This is a genomic window from Methanomethylovorans hollandica DSM 15978 (genome assembly GCF_000328665.1).
GTDB lineage: Archaea > Halobacteriota > Methanosarcinia > Methanosarcinales > Methanosarcinaceae > Methanomethylovorans > Methanomethylovorans hollandica.
Genome location: NC_019977.1, coordinates 1,854,086 through 1,872,847, shown reverse-complemented (window position 1 = coordinate 1,872,847; position 18,762 = coordinate 1,854,086). Strand labels below are relative to the sequence as shown.

Annotated in this window: 20 protein-coding genes and 1 tRNA gene; 1 reads left to right on the top strand and 20 read right to left on the bottom strand. The window is 43.6% G+C overall.

Going from position 1 to position 18,762, the window contains the following annotated elements:
• Positions 1-7 precede the first annotated feature (7 nt).
• The 15 genes from psmA to METHO_RS08950 form a co-directional block, all read right to left on the bottom strand.
• On the bottom strand, positions 8-793 hold the full coding sequence (psmA, locus tag METHO_RS09015; protein ID WP_015325224.1) for an archaeal proteasome endopeptidase complex subunit alpha: 786 nt from the start codon (positions 791-793) through the stop codon (positions 8-10).
• Positions 794-856: 63 nt separating this feature from the next.
• Positions 857-1,225 carry an Rpp14/Pop5 family protein gene (locus METHO_RS09010; RefSeq protein ID WP_015325223.1) on the bottom strand — a complete coding sequence of 123 codons (369 nt, stop codon included), beginning with the start codon at positions 1,223-1,225 and terminating at the stop codon, positions 857-859.
• The gene (rnp3, locus tag METHO_RS09005) at positions 1,222-1,959 is read right to left on the bottom strand and encodes a ribonuclease P protein component 3 (RefSeq protein ID WP_015325222.1); all 738 of its coding nucleotides are present in this window, start codon (positions 1,957-1,959) and stop codon (positions 1,222-1,224) included. Before rnp3 ends, METHO_RS09010 begins: the two co-directional genes overlap by 4 nt.
• Entirely contained in the window at positions 1,952-2,383 is a 432-nt protein-coding gene (locus tag METHO_RS09000) for an RNA-binding protein (RefSeq protein WP_281162807.1), read from the bottom strand. The genes rnp3 and METHO_RS09000 overlap by 8 nt, the downstream gene beginning before the upstream one ends.
• A gap of 20 nt (positions 2,384-2,403) precedes the next feature.
• Entirely contained in the window at positions 2,404-2,994 is a 591-nt protein-coding gene (locus METHO_RS08995) for a 50S ribosomal protein L15e (protein ID WP_015325220.1), read from the bottom strand.
• A gap of 161 nt (positions 2,995-3,155) precedes the next feature.
• On the bottom strand, positions 3,156-4,163 hold the full coding sequence (locus METHO_RS13145) for a response regulator (protein ID WP_015325219.1): 1,008 nt from the start codon (positions 4,161-4,163) through the stop codon (positions 3,156-3,158).
• On the bottom strand, positions 4,150-4,359 hold the full coding sequence (locus tag METHO_RS08985; protein WP_015325218.1) for a hypothetical protein: 210 nt from the start codon (positions 4,357-4,359) through the stop codon (positions 4,150-4,152). Before METHO_RS08985 ends, METHO_RS13145 begins: the two co-directional genes overlap by 14 nt.
• Before the next feature lie 117 nt (positions 4,360-4,476).
• A tRNA-Trp gene (locus METHO_RS13745) sits at positions 4,477-4,664 on the bottom strand.
• 464 nt (positions 4,665-5,128) lie between these two features.
• A complete protein-coding gene (gene cobT, locus METHO_RS08980) occupies positions 5,129-6,193 on the bottom strand; it encodes a nicotinate mononucleotide-dependent phosphoribosyltransferase CobT (RefSeq protein ID WP_015325217.1) in 1,065 nt (354 codons plus the stop codon).
• A gap of 39 nt (positions 6,194-6,232) precedes the next feature.
• The gene (gene proS, locus METHO_RS08975) at positions 6,233-7,669 is read right to left on the bottom strand and encodes a proline--tRNA ligase (protein WP_015325216.1); all 1,437 of its coding nucleotides are present in this window, start codon (positions 7,667-7,669) and stop codon (positions 6,233-6,235) included.
• A 106-nt stretch (positions 7,670-7,775) separates the two neighbouring features.
• The gene (locus tag METHO_RS08970; protein WP_048831306.1) at positions 7,776-8,501 is read right to left on the bottom strand and encodes a redoxin domain-containing protein; all 726 of its coding nucleotides are present in this window, start codon (positions 8,499-8,501) and stop codon (positions 7,776-7,778) included.
• Between the two features lie 75 nt (positions 8,502-8,576).
• Positions 8,577-9,212: a ZPR1 zinc finger domain-containing protein gene (locus tag METHO_RS08965; RefSeq protein ID WP_015325214.1), complete on the bottom strand. Its 636-nt coding sequence runs from the start codon at positions 9,210-9,212 to the stop codon at positions 8,577-8,579.
• Positions 9,209-9,589 carry a cell division protein SepF gene (locus METHO_RS08960; protein ID WP_015325213.1) on the bottom strand — a complete coding sequence of 127 codons (381 nt, stop codon included), beginning with the start codon at positions 9,587-9,589 and terminating at the stop codon, positions 9,209-9,211. Before METHO_RS08960 ends, METHO_RS08965 begins: the two co-directional genes overlap by 4 nt.
• Before the next feature lie 132 nt (positions 9,590-9,721).
• The gene (locus METHO_RS08955; protein ID WP_015325212.1) at positions 9,722-10,207 is read right to left on the bottom strand and encodes an RNA-binding protein; all 486 of its coding nucleotides are present in this window, start codon (positions 10,205-10,207) and stop codon (positions 9,722-9,724) included.
• An 87-nt stretch (positions 10,208-10,294) separates the two neighbouring features.
• Positions 10,295-12,895 (bottom strand): valine--tRNA ligase, encoded by a 2,601-nt coding sequence (locus tag METHO_RS08950; RefSeq protein ID WP_015325211.1) that lies wholly within the window; start codon positions 12,893-12,895, stop codon positions 10,295-10,297.
• A 540-nt stretch (positions 12,896-13,435) separates the two neighbouring features.
• Here METHO_RS08950 and METHO_RS08945 point away from each other — a divergent pair.
• Complete coding sequence (locus METHO_RS08945; RefSeq protein WP_015325210.1) at positions 13,436-13,786, top strand: desulfoferrodoxin family protein; 351 nt, start codon at positions 13,436-13,438, stop codon at positions 13,784-13,786.
• 142 nt (positions 13,787-13,928) lie between these two features.
• Here METHO_RS08945 and ahbC read toward each other — a convergent pair whose 3' ends face one another.
• The 5 genes from ahbC to hisD form a co-directional block, all read right to left on the bottom strand.
• On the bottom strand, positions 13,929-15,128 hold the full coding sequence (gene ahbC / locus METHO_RS08940; protein ID WP_015325209.1) for a 12,18-didecarboxysiroheme deacetylase: 1,200 nt from the start codon (positions 15,126-15,128) through the stop codon (positions 13,929-13,931).
• Between the two features lie 115 nt (positions 15,129-15,243).
• Positions 15,244-16,047, bottom strand: coding sequence for a uroporphyrinogen-III synthase (locus tag METHO_RS08935; protein WP_015325208.1), 804 nt, complete (start codon positions 16,045-16,047; stop codon positions 15,244-15,246).
• 5 nt (positions 16,048-16,052) lie between these two features.
• Positions 16,053-16,817 (bottom strand): uroporphyrinogen-III C-methyltransferase, encoded by a 765-nt coding sequence (cobA, locus tag METHO_RS08930; protein ID WP_048831132.1) that lies wholly within the window; start codon positions 16,815-16,817, stop codon positions 16,053-16,055.
• Positions 16,818-16,973: 156 nt separating this feature from the next.
• On the bottom strand, positions 16,974-17,375 hold the full coding sequence (locus METHO_RS08925; RefSeq protein WP_015325206.1) for a DUF1699 family protein: 402 nt from the start codon (positions 17,373-17,375) through the stop codon (positions 16,974-16,976).
• Positions 17,376-17,476: 101 nt separating this feature from the next.
• Complete coding sequence (gene hisD / locus METHO_RS08920; RefSeq protein WP_015325205.1) at positions 17,477-18,757, bottom strand: histidinol dehydrogenase; 1,281 nt, start codon at positions 18,755-18,757, stop codon at positions 17,477-17,479.
• Between the last annotated feature and the right edge of the window lie 5 nt (positions 18,758-18,762).

Genomic DNA, 18,762 nt, shown 5'->3' with positions numbered 1-18,762 from the left:
AAGCCTTTCACTCGCCTGCAGGTCCATTTTCGGAAACAGATTCAGTTTCTTCTTTTACTTCTTTCTTCTGTTCTTCAATGACTTTGGATACATATTGTTGTACTTCTTCTTCTGCAAGCTTGCGGAATGTACGATCTTGTAGTGTAACTACTCCCACTTCCAGTGTTGCAGCATCAATCTTTCCTTCGGTGGACTTGTATAAGGCGGTCATGCCAAGCAGAATTGCTTCATCAATGCTCAGATCCTCGCGATACTGAGCTTCGAAAACTTCCATGAAAGTGTTCCTGCCTGCACCTATGGCTGTGGCCTTATATTCCAGCAAAGCACCACTTGGGTCACTTTCAAATAGTCTTGGTCTGGTGTCATCCACTCCTGCTATTAAGAGCGCAGTACCATAAGGTCTGACGCCTCCAAACTGAGTGTAGTTCTGTTTATGGTCGCAGATCTTCTTTGCAAGGACTTCGACACCGATGTTCTCATCATAGGATACTTTGTTGATCTGTGCTTCAACTCTGGCTCTGTCAACCAGTGAACGGGCATCGGCCACCAGCCCAGAGGTAGCAACACCTATGTGACTGTCTATCTGGAATATCTTCTCAATGGATTCAGCTTCAATTAGCCTGCTGGTAATTCTTTTATCGACAAGAAGTACAACTCCTTCCTTTGCCTTGATGCCTGCGGCAGTTGTTCCTCTTTTCACGGCTTCTCTAGCATATTCCACCTGAAAGAGCCTTCCATCCGGACTGAATACTGTGATGGCACGATCATAACCCATCTGTGGCGTCATTTGCATATCTAATCATCTCCTATATTAATAAACTGTATATTCTTCGGCTCTGTTCTATGAACATTGTTATTACTTATATATTAATATGTTCGGGTTCTGATATTGCTGCACACTTATATACTTTTGTGTTGCACCCTTCACAGTTCCCGATATGCCAAGTACATGCACTATTGCGCGCTGTCCACCAATGGTGGTTATTGTTGCAAGTGCTGCACGAGATCTTTCTTCCATCATGTGGGAACAGCGCAGTATCCCTTTCCGGTTCCCAAAATCCAGCAATCTCATTGCGCATTCACTGGAACCTATATCACCATACAATGAGCCCATGGCAGAGAAAATTTCACGTAAAAGTTCTTCTCTGGATACTTCGAGTTCAGTAATTATCTCTATTGCAAGATAACGTTTCCTTTGTCTTAAGCTGGAAGGAAGCGTTTTCAACAGAATTCCTCCTGTTTTTCAGGAGGAGCCTGTTCTTCTATAAGTTCCACACCATCCATAATAAAGCCATGAGTTTTTCTTTTTGTTCTAAGGATGGCGGCAGGTATAGCAGTCATGGATCTTATTGCTTCTTCCTTTGTCATCCCGAACAAACCTGCCAATGCAATAAGCTCTCTTGGTCCCCGTATATCATAAATGGACCGCGCACCACTGGTCAGTACCATATGCACATCAAACTTCCTTGCAAGCATCAGCCGCTGCCCGAGTTCTGACATAGCATGCACTCTTTTCCCGCCTCTGTATCGTATTAGGGACCCAACATCAAACTCAATGGCAATATTTCTGTCAGCAGCAAATTTTGCGATCACATGATCCAATCCCCCATCTTTGATACCAAAAGGCAAAGACAATATGTTCACATTTGCGGCTTCAACAGCTGAACGGTTCAGTTTATCCGCTCCCCCTTCTACCATCACAAAATCTACTTTTTTAGCGTAGCGGCTGATCTGGGAGTGGAGTTTAGAAGGATTCTCTTCATGTATGTCCACTCCATGCACAAGATCAAAAAAAGAATAACGCGGGCCTATATATGATGCCACTGATTTGCTATTTGGTACTTGTGCTATTCCTGCACCCTTAAAACCAAAATGTGTTACAAGTGATAAGAATCTTTCCATTTCCTGGTCATCTTCAGGAAGGTAACGGATGCAAAGATCATAATACCCTTCAACCAAACAACTCCTCCACTATCTTCCCTGCCATTTCCCTGTTCTTTGGGTATGTTTCTATCTTCACTTTAGCAGTTATAGCATCAGAGGATGAAACAATTTTCACACGGCCCATATAAGCTTCTTGTTTATCGAATCTCAGGTGGAATACTTGTTCATCATCAAGTCTGTCAGGCATTTCACTTTGAAGGGTCTCAAGATCTTCCGATGTCATATTATTATGGACAAACTTTGAGAAGGCCATTGTATCGTGCTTACGGGTCAATTGTATGCTGAAGATCGTTATCGGATTACCATAGTGCCCTTCAGCTTCAATAGTATCAACTAGCTCTGACAATAAATCAGAATCCTTATTCTTTAAAGAATTCTTTAAAAATAAACCCAGGGCATCCATTACCCTGGATTTTTCTTCCGTCGAGTGCGCTATCACTCGCAAATTTATATGATGGATCACTTGCCCCTGTTCATGTTAGACCTGATACTGGGTCTGTTCTTTTCGGTTCCAGTACCACGTTTACCCATACCTCTTCCCTTTACACCAGCACTGGTCTTTCCACGGAAGACACGCCCCTTCTGGGTGCTGTTGCAGATCCAATTAAGATTTTTATCGTTCTTGATCACGGGGTGACTGGGGTCCACAAGGATCACTTCGTACCACTTGGCTTTGCCATCCTCGCCTACCCAGTAGGAGTTGAGGACTTCCATGTTCGGGTATTTTCTGGACGCACGCTCTTCTGCAATTCTCTGTATACTCTTGCCTGCAGTTATCTTGTTCTTACCCATGTTGTGACTGCGTCTTCCGCGAACATATCTTGTATTTCTGCGGCTTCCTCTTCTTACTTTTGCACGCACAACTATTATTCCCTGTTTAGCTTTGTATCCAAGGGACCTTGCACGATCTATGCGAGTGGGTCTTCTGATCTTCACGATGGAACCCTGTTCTCTCCATTCCTGGAGTCTCTCCCACCTAAGATCCTTGACATAAGTCGCATCAGGGTTCTTCCAGGCATCTCTAATATATCCATAAAAAGATTTTGACAATTGTGTTCACCTTGTTTCATTTTTAGTTTCACGGTTCAGCCTTTTTCCGGCTACATTCCCACGGGATCCCTCCCGAATGAAACGACATTACTACACACATGATATGATTTAAATGTTTTTGCCAAATGTATCTCTTAAACCATATGTTTCCAGATATTCTATCATATTTTTTCTTCTGGTTGTTGATCCAGATAAGCTGAGGCAGTCTTTAGAGTTTCGGTCATATTAGATACATTTCGCATTATTTTTTCAACATATGCTATATTCTCTGTTTCAGTTTCCTGTTCTAGAAGTGCCTGCACATAATCCTGTATCTCTGTAACAGGACCCATCAGACCCTGGTTGAGTACGCCTGTGAAGATATCTTTCATTTCGTTCAGATTCAGCAATAACTCATTTTTCATCTTGAGTTCAGTGATATCCTTTCCAGAACATATCAATGCCTCTATATTTCCATTACTGTCGTAAATGGGTGACTTGCTCCAGCTTACAATTATAGCTTCTCCATTCTTCTTAAGGATCTTTTTCTCACTGGAGAGTGGAGTATCACTCATATTAGTTATTATCTCTTTGAAATTTTCTTTTTCTTTTTCCCTATCTTCAGGTAAGAACAGCACATCGAACACATTTTGTCCGATAAGTTCAAACTCATCATAACCAAGTGATTCATTTCCTGTGCGGTTCATCAGATTGATCATTTGATCCCTGTCCACAACCAGCATTAAACCTCCGGCCACATCGATGCATTGGTATGCATAATTGCGTTCTGCCAGGATCCTGTCCTGAAGATGTTTTATTCTTGTAAGGGATTTAACACGGGTCACAAGTTCAAGTCTGTTTACAGGCTTACTCAGAAATTCGTCAGCACCGGACTCAAGACCTTTTATCTTTTCATCTTTGCCTGAAAGAGCAGTTACCATTATAATGGGGGTGAATTGGGTTTCTACTGAAGTCTTAAGCACCTTACAGACCTCATATCCGTTCATGTCGGGCATCATCACATCAAGGATTATTACAGAAGGCTTTTCGGACCTGGCTTTTCTAAGAGCCTCCTTTCCGTTATAAGCTCTGATTATTTCATAATGAGACTTGAGATAAAGTTCCATGAGATCTACGATAGCTGGCTCATCATCAACTACCAGTACTCTGTCAAGATCAGATCCTATCATGGTATACTATCCTAAAATTTGTTATTAAGGGAAGAATATATAGTCTTTTTGGATTTGCATTGTCGAATGTAAAATCCCCTTTGCAGCACATACTATGTTTGTATGCCTCTTTTTCAAAGACCTTAACACCTGTCTCTTTGGACATTTTATTTTCATACATGCCATTATCCATCCTTTGTTCATCTAATTCCCTCATAAATTCAATATATATTTCAATAAGTATATAAGCATCGTGTCATCTACAAGCTCAAAAACAATAAATATTTTATGGCAACTATAAATAGCTTTTCTAAACGGTATATCTTATAAAAAGTGGGGTTGGTGAGATTTGAACTCACGATCGACGGGTCTCTCCGAACAAATGCTTTTCAGCATTCTGAGCACATATCAGTGCTCCAACGGCTCCTCACCAATCAGCCCCGTCGGGCAGATCTCAGTAGACCCGTTGTTCATCATCTATCCGCTGGAGCCCGTCGCCATGCCGGGCTAGGCCACAACCCCAGATAGGTGTATCCCCCAGAATACATCTTATCAGTGATATATCTATCGGTGATGGAAATTCGGATTTATCTGACTGATAGTTAGAGATAATCTATTTTTTCTTTTTTGATCTTTATTTTTCAAATCAAGGTATATGTGTAAAATAACACTAATTTACTAAATAGTATTCAAGAAAGCCAGTATAATTCCATAAAGTGTGATGGAGGGTACAAGATGTGTAATGAGATTACATTTTCTAAAAAATGTCTTATATAATGTATATAAGTAATCGATTAAAAAGGAGGTTAATCAAAATCCCCTCATTATTGAATTGTGAGCGTCTGAAGATCAAGACAGGCTCACAAAACAAATTATACCAATTTTTCCAAACAGTAATGAACAAGCATTTTATATACTCAAATGTATTTAAATACCCTATTAAATGTGGATGTATCAGGTCCACATAACTCTATTTTTGATCTTCTTCACTTTACTCTCTCAATATCCCCATATTTTGAGAGTTTCTCACAGAGCAATTCTATCTCAGCTCTCAGCTTTTCTATAGGGATGCCGAACATCTGTGTAAGGTATATAGCTCCGCCTGCACCAACTCCTTCTTTTACGAATCCGGCTTCATATTGTCTGAGGCCCTGCAGGCGTGATTGACCAAATCCAGGGTCAGTTGCATATGCTTTTGCATCCAGTTTGTCCGTAATTGTGGCAAAGTGAGCTGAAGTGTCATTCATGACATAGCAAGTTGTTACAATAGTGATGTTATCTGTCTCATATCCAAGATGTTTGATCACGGCAAAAACTGCTGCCATCTGAGTGCCACCTGCAAGGATCACAGGCATATCTTCAAGCCCTGTGGCTATCCCCGCAACTGCTGCCATCATAGGATCGCCCACGCATTTGATCGCTTCCATAGGATCGTTACGAAGATCGCCAGGTTTTATGCCGGAAGAGGCCAGAGCTTCATTTATAACCTGTTTTTTAAGTTCAAGGGGATTGGTGGATGCACTACTGCTTACATTTCCATCATAACCAAGGGCTGCCAGGACCGCATTGGCAGTAGTGGTACCCGCAGGTATACTTTCGCCGATCATGACAAAGTCATATTTATCCTTTAGTTCCCTGCCCAGAATAAAACCACGTTCGAAGATACCCTGTGCATCAGGGACGGCTATAGCTTCCCGTATATCTTTTCCAGGTGCTCCTCCAATGTCTCTCAGAGGCACTGTTTTAGCAGGCAGGGTCTTCAGTCCTGCATTTACAAGCATGTGTGGCACACCGGTCATATCCAGCGCAACCCGGGTAATAAGCGCAGGTGTAGGCGTGTCATAAGGCGGCGTCATGGGCAGAATAGGTACATCCACCACCATGCCGGTCTCCAGCACCTCGGCATCCCCAGGCGGTGTATAGTCTGTTAGTTTTGCTGTCTTCCCGGCAGCAGAAAGGCCTTCAATGTAAGCCGTTTCAGTATTTGCCAATACGCACAGGAACAATGGCCTTTCAGGCATTTTTATATTTTCTGGTGATGGTCCTTCCATGATACACCCTCTTTTTCAGTAAAAAGTAAGTTGCAGGGATCAATATTTCCTTGCTACATAAACTTTTACACTTGCATCTTTGCCACAGACGGGGCAATGCCCCTTATGGCCCTCTTCCTGATCGGTGGGTATGCCCAAAATGCCTGCACCGATCTCCTCTTCTATCTGCAAACCACATGCCTTATCGCCACACCATGGAAGGAGTGCTATACCCTCAGATAATTTCTCATTGACATCTTCAAGAGTAGAGCAAACAAATATGCGTGCCTGCATATCTGCGACCGCTTTCTCAAAGAGGGTGGACTGAATGACCTTTAATGTCTCTTTTGATTCATGGCTTATGTTTTCCAGAGGTACCTGTCTTTTTTCTCCGGTATCTCTACGAACCAGCACAGCAACACCATTCTTTAGATCTCGGGGGCCTATCTCCAGTCTCAGTGGCACACCTTTCATTTCCCATCTATAATACTTAGCCCCGGGACGATCGTCACTCAGATCAATTTTTACACGGATCCCTGCATCCTGCAGAAGTTGCTGTACTTTTTCACATGCCTGGATCACATCAGATGAATCCTTGAACACTATAGGTATGATCACCACCTGTATAGGAGCCACTTCAGGAGGTAATACAAGTCCTTTATCATCACCGTGTATGGATATCAGTGCAGCTATAGAGCGCTCTGAAACGCCATAACATGTCTGGTGAGCATATACCTGTTCTCCTGCCGGATTCTCGTACTTTATGTCGAAAGTCCTGGCAAAGTTATCGCCAAGATGATGAGCTGTCCCTACCTGTAAGGTCTTGCCGTCAGGCATCAATGCATCTACAGCTATGGTATAATCAGCTCCCGGGAACTTGTCCCAGTCCGGGCGCTTAGAAGCAAGCACAGGCACTGCCAGCCTATAATAGAACTCTATATATATCTTTATAGCCTCATCTACTTGTTCAGCAGCCTCTTGCCAGGTAGCATGTACGGTGTGCGCCTCTTTGAAAGAGGTTATCTCCCTTAACCTTATAAGAGGACGGGTATGTTTTGTCTCGTATCTGAAAGTGTTAACTATCTGATATAATTTCAGAGGCAGGTCAGCATGGGAGCGCACCCACAATTTGTACATAGGATAAATAGCAGTCTCGCTTGTAGGCCGCAGGGCAAGTTTCACATCCAGTGGAGATGTACCACCGTGAGTGACCCAATATACTTCATCCTCAAAGCCCTTTATGTGCTCCGCCTCTTTCATGAACTCATTTTCAGGTATAAGAAGCGGGAACATTGTTTCCATATGATCCTTGTCCAATAGTTCCCTTATTATGTTATAAACGTTTTTCCGAATCGTAAAACCAAACGGATACCATACGTAAAGGCCTTTTACAGGATAGCGCACATCCATTATTTCAGCTATTCGTAAGAGTTCATTGTACCATTCACTAAAATCCTTCTTTGAAGGAAGGGTCGCTTCTTTCTCCTTTTCTGTCATGAGGTCACCTGCTATCTTGATCTTCAGGTATAAACAGATGCATTGTTTATAGGCATTTCCTTCTCAGGATCGCATCCGGCGGTTGAGGACCTGCAAAAACCACAGTTCATTTTTCAGAATCTTTTTTCATGCAGAGGAACCAATCTCCGCACCTGGTGCCATCTTCACCCTTCTGAAGCCTTTCCTTTGCCATATCCCATGATACTGGGTTTGGAAGAATCACATCTTCTCCGGGATGCCAGTTCTCAGGGGTTTGTACATTATGTTTGTCAGATACCTGCATTGCTACAAGCAGGCGCTTGATCTCTCCCATGTTCCTGCCGTTGGAGAATGGGTAATAAAACATTGCCCTTATCTTGGCCCTGGGGTCGATGATAAATACTGCTCTTACCGTTTCTGTGCTAGACTCCATGAAATGGAAAGAACCACTCGTAGTCTCCAATTTTTCAAGAATTTCCTCGGGCGTATAGGAAGCTCGGGGATGGATCATACCATATTTGCCCGCAATTTCCATGCTCACATCTTCAATTATCGGAAAATCGATATCTATCCCTTTCAACCCTTTGTACTCTATCTTTTCTTTGATAGCAGCGAGCCATGAGATGTGAGAATATAAACTATCAATGGAAAGACCAATAAGTTCAGTATTAAGCTGCCTGAACTCCTCCTGCATTGTTGCACATTTGATAAACTCTGTGGTGCATACAGGAGTAAAGTCTGCCGGATGACTGAAGAGGATGACCCACTTTCCTTTGTAGTCTTCAGGGAAGTTGATCCTTCCTTTTGTTGTCCTCGCCTGAAAGCCAGGTGCTATATCGCCTATTAAAGGCATTGTGGGTCTCTCTGTCCTTTCGCCTTCCATGTTGATCCCCATAATTTTAATTGTAGTGATGGAACTGATAGATAATCAATTTCCTATCATGTCTTCATCACATGCGTCCATTTCGATCTCAGCACTCTCTGCATCGAAAACTATCATGCCAGTTTTAAGCTTACGTGCCTGTTCCTGAGTAAGCTTGGAAGATACGGCTTTTTCGGATATTATGGCACTGTTGCCCAAAGGATCCTCTATGATCACGGTAAGTTTCCTTTTGCCATCTACAGCTTCATGTATCATTTCCTGTAACTGAAGGCCGCGCTCATATTTTTCCGGCTCATCTGCCACCCATTTTGTTGCAGTGATCACAACCCCCAGTATCCGGTCAAGCACACCTTCGATGTTAGTTATGTATGATTCCGAGATAGAACCAGGCTCCACAATTATTCCCAGTTCAGGAACCTTTATCGTCCCTGAAGTAGAACGCACGACCTTAGCATAAAGGTCTTCAGACCCTTCAACGACAAATTCGTATCGGACAGGTTCTTTCTGGGACAGGATCATTGTGTCAGTGAAACGAAAACTACAGTCGCAGCACGCCGTAATGTACATGACATCCCCGAAATATGGGATCTCATCTCTCTCCCAATTCATTATGATTTCTTTGTGGCAGAGAGGACACTGCGTACGGGTAACGAATGCTGCCTGTGGACCATCACCTGTCAATATCTTCCACCAACTATCTTTGAACGATCGATCTTTATCCCGGTAGGGGTTACCAGAACCTGGTCTTCTTTAAGCCCAGCTATATCTCCATGGACATCCACGACAACATCTTTCAGGTCCTTCAGAGCCCTGTCCAACATAAGTTTATCGTTCTTGATGGTGGATATGTCTATCATTAGGATATTTCCCTCATACACTTCTTTCTTGAGCAAAGCCAGATCATTCAGGTTTGTAAGTTCTGCCACTCTTACATATGTTTCTGCAGGCTCCTCTCCTGTTACTTCTTCATATTTGCTCAGATCAAGCTCAGTGAACTCGTCTTCACCCGTAGGCGATCTTTTACTTACGCCAAAAAACTTATCCATTAATTTTGCCATAACATGCACCCTTTATCTTTTACAGTACTTATTTTATTATTGGACTGATCCAGTTAAAAATATCTCCTACTGATTTAGCATCTTCATTATTTATAAGAACAACCATATATTTTAATTATTGTGCCTCTAAAATTACATTTCGATATTCCATATCTCATCACCTACATGATGCAAAGATTTCACAGCTTTCCCAGAATCTGAAATCATGTCCTTTCCAGGGATCAGTGCCTTGCCAATGGCAAGAGGCTTGCCATATTTCTCTTCTTTTACGATCACAGGATCCCCTTGCAGAATGTTCTCATCTGCATGGACAATTCCAGGGCTCATCACGTCTGCACCATTCACTACAAAGCGTACGGCACCAGAATCCACTACCACTGTATTCTTCTCAATGGCCAGCTCTATAACACCTCGCACTGTTGGGAAATAGATATCGTCTACTGCAAATAATAGCACTTTCCCGTCTATAAGGATCACAGATGTGTCACCTGCATCAGCATGCTCGAATTTGTACGATGCTACCTTCTGCACTACTGTGTCCCCATACATGGATATGAGGTTATCGAGCAGTTTATTTTTGGCAGATTTCCTGAGTTGTATCCTTCCTCTGATCTTCAAGGGACCACCTGGCTTATTCTCCAGTGATTAATATCATAACGCAACAGCACAATTAAAGATTACGTATAGGGAGTAAGATCTCCCTTCTTACCTGATCACTACAACAGGAATGCCCTTTACATCCAGCACATCAACTGCTCTGCCGGCAGAGATCACTTCTTTTTCTATCTCCACACTTTCGGGAGCCAGATCTATAATGCCACTCTTTGTCTGCAGGCTTATCTTCCCATTCTGTTCCATCTCGCTTACCAGTTTTTTCGGATTAGCTTCCGTTAATGCATCGATTATAGCCTTTGCCTGGCCTTTGAATTTTGGGCCGATGACTCCCATGTTAGGCTTGACATTCACTGGCACGTGCTCAAAATCAGGGTTGCCTACCATCACTTCTACTGGTGTGTTAGTTGCACCTGTTATGTCCATTACGTCGGTGAGCGCTCCATATATTTCAAGACCTTTCAAAGGAGCATTAAGGGCAATACCATGCTCGGATTTATATCTCCTGACGCTGCTCACAATCTCTTTAACAAGTTCTCCGGCTTTACCGGCCTCTTCATCCTTCCATAAGGCATCTGCCTTTGGCCAGGATTGCATATGTACACTTCCGGTTCCAAGTCTTGAATACATTTCCTCTGCAAAGAAGGGTGCAAACGGAGCAAGCAATTTTGCAAGTACTTCTATAGTTGCGTATAGTGTGTATTGTGCTGCTTTTCTATCCGTTGCATTGGTGCCATACAGGCGGGATTTGACAAGTTCGATGTAATTGTCTGCCACTACTTCCCAGGCAAAACCTCGGATGGATTTAAAAGCCTCATCGAACTGACAGGCATCCATGTTCAAGGTTACTGAAGTTATCAGTTCGTACAACTTGTCGAGCAACCATCTATCCACAATATGAAGTTCCTCTTTTGTGGGCACATAGGATGTATCCCGGTCATTGAAGTGGGAAACAGAGAACCTGTATATGCTCCACATCTTAGCAAAGAAGCGTGATGCAGATACTACATCTTTCCAGCGGAACATCACATCTGAACCAGGAGCGCCTCCTATGGCTGCCCACTGTCTGAATGAATCTGCGCTGTATTTCTCAATTACCTCTTCAGGAGGGATTATATTGCCCAGGGATTTGCTCATCTTATGGCCATCCTCGCCCAGCACCATGCCATTCACAAGGATAGAATCCCAGGGGCGCTTGCCTGCAAGTGCCATGGAACGGAGGATCGTATAGAAGGCCCATGTCCGGATGATATCATGGCCCTGTGGTCTCAATTGGGCAGGTAATCTGCTTTTATGATCAGTGAGCCAGCCAGTAACATGCTGGACTGTAATGGAAGAATCCATCCATGTGTCCAGTACATCTTCCTCTGGCTCAAAATTAGTGCTACCGCATTTACTGCATGGTTCTTTTGGAGATTCCCGGGTGGGATCAATGGGCATCCACTCTTCTTTTGCCACCATTACCTCGCCACAGTCCTTACAGTACCATACAGGTATAGGAGTTGCAAATATACGCTGTCTGGAGATACACCAGTCCCACTCCATGGTGCCCAGCCAGTTCTCAAGCCTGACCTTCATGTGCTCAGGTGTCCAGTTGATCTCATCGGCAGCTTTTTTGACATCATTGGTATCTATCTTAACGAACCACTGCTTTTCAGAAAGGATTTCGATGGGTGTGTCACATCTCCAACACATTCCTACATTCTGTTCGAGTTCCTTTTGCTCGTATAGGTACCCTTCTGCTTTCAGATCCGTTATGACGGCTTCCTTACATTCCGGAATAGTCATGTCTGCATATTTGCCTGCGATTTTTGTCATACGGCCGTTCTTATCAATGGCCTTGCGCAGGGGAAGTTTATGTTCCACCCACCAGCGTACATCCTGCTTATCACCGAAGGTACAGATCATCACGACACCCGTACCAAATGCAGGATCTACTACACTATCACTTATTACGGGAACTTCATGTCCGAAGAGGGGAACCTTTACCTTGCTTCCGATATGAGCATTGTAGCGTGCATCTTCAGGATTGATTGCAACAGCTACACATGCTGCCATAAGTTCAGGCCTTGTGGTGGCTATCTTTAATTTGTCAAAATTAAGGTAATTAAGCTGTGTGCTCCTGCCTTCATATTCCACTTCTGCAAATGCAATGGCGGTTTCACATCTCGGGCACCAGTTAACAGGATGCTCGGACTGGTATATCCTGCCCATGTCATACATCCTGCGGAAAGACCGCTGTGTCTTGGAGTAATATGCAGGTTCCATTGTAACGAACTCATTGCTCCAGTCCACGGAGAAACCTAAGTTCATCATTGTATTGCGCATTTTTGCAATGTTGTTGGTCGTCAGTTCACGGCACATTCTCCTGAACTCTTCCCTTGGCACTTGATTCTTTGTGATATTATGTATCTCTTCTACCTTTACTTCTGTGGGAAGTCCATGGCAGTCCCAGCCCTGCGGGAACATCACATTGTATCCGCACATGCGCTTGTAACGGGCAACAAAATCTATGTAACACCAGTTAAGAGAGTTCCCTATATGGAAATTGCCAGTGGGATAAGGCGGAGGTGTATCTATAATGAACTGTGGTCTATTATGATCTTCCCAGTCAAAATGGTACATGGACATGTCCCATGCTTCCTTCCACTTTGGTTCGACCTCATGAGGGATATATTCCTTTGGAACTGTCATTGCAACTCTCCGATAAATATGATGTAGTGATTGTACGGTATCCGTAACAGTGGGTTTTTCATTATTTAAATATATCTGGTTGACGCAACATCCTGGCAACATGCTCTATATTCCGCATAGGGGTCAGGAACACCGTTAATCCTTTATATCAATCTGCTTAATCTCATCAGGGGTGGCCAGTACACTGTATCGGAGGAAGCAATATGGGCAAAAAAATAGCAATTTTCGCTTTCAATGATGAGCCTATGTGCTTTGCTCACGCACTGATGAATGCTATAGATATGACTGTGTTTGCAGTGCATGCACCTAGAAGATGATAGCCTTGAAAGCGCCAAAGAACAGGGTCTTCGCCTTTGTGATGAGATGTTCGGGCATCCAAGTATGAGCAGGTAAGTATAGCAAGGATATGAGATCATCGTATTCTGAGTGGAGCGAATCTTTCATGCTTGATAATATCTCTCTCTGTTCCAGTGTTCACAGCATCAGCAGACAAGAGCTTGACAGAATAATGATTAACAGCATAAATATAGAGGTGAAATAATGCAATTCGGAGAAATACTTAAAGGAAAAGAAGTAGAAGGCAAAGAGAAACATGTTCCGGCCATAGAGCTCATAAGAGGGCACGGGTCAACAGGCGCTGATTTTGTAAGGGTTGTTGTGGGTAAGGAAGTACCTCATCCCAACACAGTGGAACATCATATTGAATGGGTGGAGCTTTTCGGCATCACAAAAGATGGAAAGACCATTGATTTTGGACGGATGAACTTCGAGCCCGTGCACTCAGAGCCAATAGCCAGTTTCCACATCAACAACATTGATAATTTCAAGGCCTTCTGTGCTCTTGAATACTGCAATATACATGGTGTCTGGCAGAACTGCATCGAAGTTTAAATTTTTCATTAACTTTTTTCAGATGCTTATGGCCTCTCCGGAGGCCATGCTTTTATAGGCCTGTCAGTACTCATTATAATCTAAAGATAAGCAGACAGGTGATTCCTTTGTCTGCAAGTTATTAATAAGGTCAATTGTGTTCTTATTGACTCTGATAGCCTATTTCCTTGTCTGTGAGGTAACAGGCAGGGTCATCTGCCCATACATTGTCGTGCACAGCTTCGGCTCTAACCCTGAAATTAGCATTACATACATCCAGCCATTTGCACTTTGCACATCTATCTGCATGTTGTTTTATCAGAGGCTTGCGGTCCTTAAGGCCTGCCATCAGCTCATCGGTCGTATCTCTCCAGATCTCACTGAACTTTCTTTCCCGGACATTTCCAAAAGTGTAATGCCTCCAGAACTGGTCAGGATGTACCGATCCGTCCCATGAAACACAACCTATGCCTATGCCCGTAGAGTTCCCCTGGTTCATCTGTAGCAGTGAGTATACTTCTGCAGCTCTCTCCGGATCTTCTTCAAGCATCTTCAGATAAATGTACGGCCCATCGCAGTGATTGTCAACTGTGAGCACTTCCACAGGCAACCCCTTCTCATGTAACTGCCGGGTCCTCTTCATTATAAGGTCAACTACTTCCCGGCTCTCTTCAAGGCTAAGGTCTTCTTCTACCATATCCGAACCCCTGCCTGCATATACCAGATGGTAGAAACATATACGAGGTATGTTCTCTTTTTCTATAAGGTCGAATATGGCAGGGATATCCTTCACATTATGCTTATTGATGGTGAACCTGAGGCCGACCTTGATACCTTCGGCCCTGCAGTTGCGCAGTCCTTCAAGAGCGGCATCAAAAGCGCCTGCACGTCCTCTGAACTTATCATTCGTTTCTCTCATACCATCAAGTGAGATACCCACATAAGAAAGACCGATCTCTTTTAATTTCTTTGCCATTTCTTTATCGATGAGGGTCCCATTCGTGGAGATGACTGCTCTTCTTCCTTTGGACCTGGCGTATGCGGCTAGCTCAGGCAGATCTTTGCGCATGAGGGGTTCCCCTCCAGAAAATAAGATCACGGGAGAGCCAAAATCCGCAAGGTCATCTATGAGTGCCTTACCTTCTTCTGTAGTCAGTTCGTTCTTGTAATCAATATTTTTAGAATGTGCATAACAGTGTACACATTTGAGGTTGCAGCGTCTGGTCACATTCCAGACGACAACAGGTTTTTTGTCGATAGAGAACTGCAAAAGATGAGAAGGGAGTTTCTTAGAATCCCTGCCGTATCTTAAAGCATCTGATGGTTCCACAGTCCCACAATATAGTTTTGAAATACCTATCATGATAATCGTTCCGCTTAATAAGTAGAATCAGGTACGCAAATGCTGCCTTCCGGGCATTTCTATGTTTTATCCGAAATTTGCATGAGAAAAAGAAAAAATGATATAAATAGGTTTTTCAGGAACATGCCAAAAGCATGTCCTTAATCTTCTTTAATATCTCTTCGAACGTATACTCGTCAGGGATAACAGAAACATTCACATCGTAGCCACGCAATGTTTCTGCTGTAGGCAAGCCAATAGCTGCTACGATTGACTCACTGAGTGCCTGCACGATCGCATCTCCGGCTTCGAGCTCTTTGGCCACCTCAAAGAAATTATGCACCATCATGGAACTGGTAAAGGCAAAAGCTGTGATCTTGCCATCCAGAGCAGTTCTTATCAGGTCTTTTTGCTCCTCGCCATCAGGCCTAAAAAGGCTATAAACTTTTGTTTCCAGCACATTTGCGCCACAGCGGGTAAGTCCCTCTGTGAGCACAGTTGAGCCAAAGACACTACGTGCCATGCCTATGTTCTTATTCTTTACATCCTTGCAAAGGTATTCTATAAGTCCCTTTGAACTGTACACTCCGGGCATGCCCATGACCTTAATGCCTTTCTCTTCCAGAGATTTCTTTGTAGTAGGTCCTATAGCTACTACATTGGTATTATTCAAAGCTTCTATGAACATATCACGCATAACGTATGGTATTTTCTGCAATGTGTAATCAAGCCCATTGGCACTTGTGAATATCACGTAGTCGGCTTCTTTTTTTGCTATCTGCTCAAAAAAAGGTTTGAAGGAAGAATCTTGCGTTCCCGTAAGCTCGATCATGGGAACAGCCATTACATCAAATCCCATGGACCTTGCAAGCTTCACTGATTCTTCCTTATATACAGATGGCCGCATAATGGCCAGAACAGGTTTGTTTTCGTCAGCCATATCCATTAACTCCTTCCCGGAAACTGCTCTCCAAGTTCATCGTGCAATTTGACCACATCACCTATTATAGTGATCGCAGGTGTCTTTACCTTCCTTTCTTTCTTGAGGGCAACAATGTTCTCAAGAGTGCCCACTGTTACTCTCTGGTCAGGACGGGTTCCTCTCTCTATTAGTGCAATTGGTGTGGATGGGTCTTTACCGTGCCTCATAAGTTCATTTACATTGCGTTCCAGCATTTTGACACCCATAAGGATAACAATGGTGCCAGGGAACTTTGCAAGTGTTTCCCAGTCCAGCCCGCTTTCTTCTTTGGTGGGGTCTTCATGACCGGTTATAAACGTAACCATGGAGGCATGATCTCTGTGTGTCACAGGAATGCCCGCATAGGCAGGTGCGGATATGGCAGAGGTTATACCAGGCACGATCTCAAAACCAATGCCTGCCTTCACTAATTCCTGCCCCTCCTCTCCTCCTCTTCCGAAAACATATGGATCTCCACCCTTGAGGCGGACAATCATTTTGCCTTCTTTTGCCTTCTCTACTATAAGTTCATTGATCCTGTCCTGAGATAGTGTATGATCTCCGGCATACTTTCCTGCATCAATCTTCTCGGCTTTTTGAGGAATCGAAGACAGTATCGCTTCACCAGGAAGCTGGTCATATATGACCACATCTGCACTATCTATGAGCCTTCTTGCCTTCAGAGTAAGCAGTTCGGGATCTCCGGGACCCGAACCTACAAGATATACTTTTCCATAGTTGTCGGTCATTATCGCAAAACCTGTCGTGTTTTCAAAAGATGAAGTGATAAAGTTATTTATAGGCATCGTTGAGATGCCCTAAAACTGTCATCAAAAAGAAAAAAAGTAGCATTTGCGAAAATAGGATGACACGCAATAGCCTTAATAGAGCTGTTTCTAATAAGTCTACTTTTGCTTTCCGAGTATGTAGAATATCATTTCCCGGTTAAGTTTGCCTTCCCTTTCGATTTTATCGGCTATCTCGGCATCAGATCTGCCATCAGCCTTCATTTCTTTTATTTTCTCTATTATGGCAGGTGATATGCTATAATACTCGTTGATATCCTTCCTGTGACCCCATACATCTCCTTCCACCAGTTTAATGTTCTGCATTTGCATGAACATCTCTATGGACTTGGAAACTGTTCTTCTGTAAGAGCTTGGTATCTGGATGACCTCTACTTTGGTGCAGGTTTGAACAAGGTTGAATATATCCTTGTTCGACGGGCGAAAAGCAAGGTGTATCACTTTCTCATTCGGATTGAGTTCATTTATCTCTTCTCTTGAACTTACGACTCTTATTTTCATAGGTGGCCCCCCACCGATTTGATTTCAAAAAGAACTTATTAAACAAATTATGTAGTCACCTATTAAATAATTGTCGATTGAAACATATCCTATTTTAGACCTTAACTGGAAAAGCGTATACGTATGGCATCGGCATGGGCCTGCAGCCCTTCTTTCTCAGCAAGAGATATTACGGTGTCCATGATCGTTGCAAGTCCTTCCTTGTTGATGCGCTGGATACTGGAAATCTTGAGAAAATGCATTATGTTGAGGCCTGAGTACATTCTAGCATATCCTGCAGTGGGTAATACATGATTCGTACCGGATGCATAATCACCTACAGGAACAGGGGCATAGTTGCCCATAAAGATCGAACCTGCGTGCTCTATCTTCTGAAGTACAGTCTCATCGTCATTAGTGATTATTTCAAGATGTTCAGGAGCGAAGCTGTTTGAGAAATCTATGCACTGTTCAATGGATTCAGCTATCAGTATTGCTGCATTCTTCAGTGATGAACCTACTATCTCTCCTCTTATAGTGCTTTGTGCCTGTTTCAGCACTTCTTCTTTGACCTTCGAGGCAAGGGTTTCAGAGTTTGTCACCAATACAGATACTGCCTGAGGGTCATGCTCTGCCTGGGCTATCATGTCCGCTGCGACCATTGCAGGATACGCAGACTCATCAGCAATTATCAGCACCTCACTTGGCCCCGCAGGGAAATCTATTTCAGCCCTGTCTCTGATCTGCATCTTGGCGGATGTCACATACACATTCCCGGGACCCACGATCTTATCCACCTTCATCACACTATCTGTCCCATAAGCCATTGCAGCAATAGCCTGCACACCTCCCACGCGGTACACATGATCCGCACCTGCTACTTTTGCTGCTGCCAGCGTGAGGGGATTAACCTTTCCATCAGGGCCCGGAGGCGTACACATTACAACCTTTCTGACGCCTGCAACCTTTGCAGGTATTATTGTCATAAGTGCGGTGGATGGGTATGAGGCCCTGCCTCCGGGAACATAGGCTCCCACACTTGCAAGGGCAGTTGCCTTTTGTCCCAGCTCTATTCCAGGGGAAAGCTGCATGAACCACATCTTTTCAGGCATCTGTGCTTCATGGAACTTGCGGATATTGTTTGCAGCTATTTCCAGATGTTTAATAAGTTCCTGATCTGTACTGTTGTATGCGTTTTCTATCTCATCCCTGGATACTTCGATGGCATCGATCATTGCACCATCAAAACGCTGAGTATATTCGCGAAGAGCTACATCTCCTTTGCTGAGCACATCTGCAAGGATCGAGGAAACAGTGCCACTTACATTTGCCAGCTCGCCTCCGCGTTCAATGAGTGCCTTTATCTCCTTTTCTTTAAACTCTGATAATCTACCGTAAAGCATGCTGC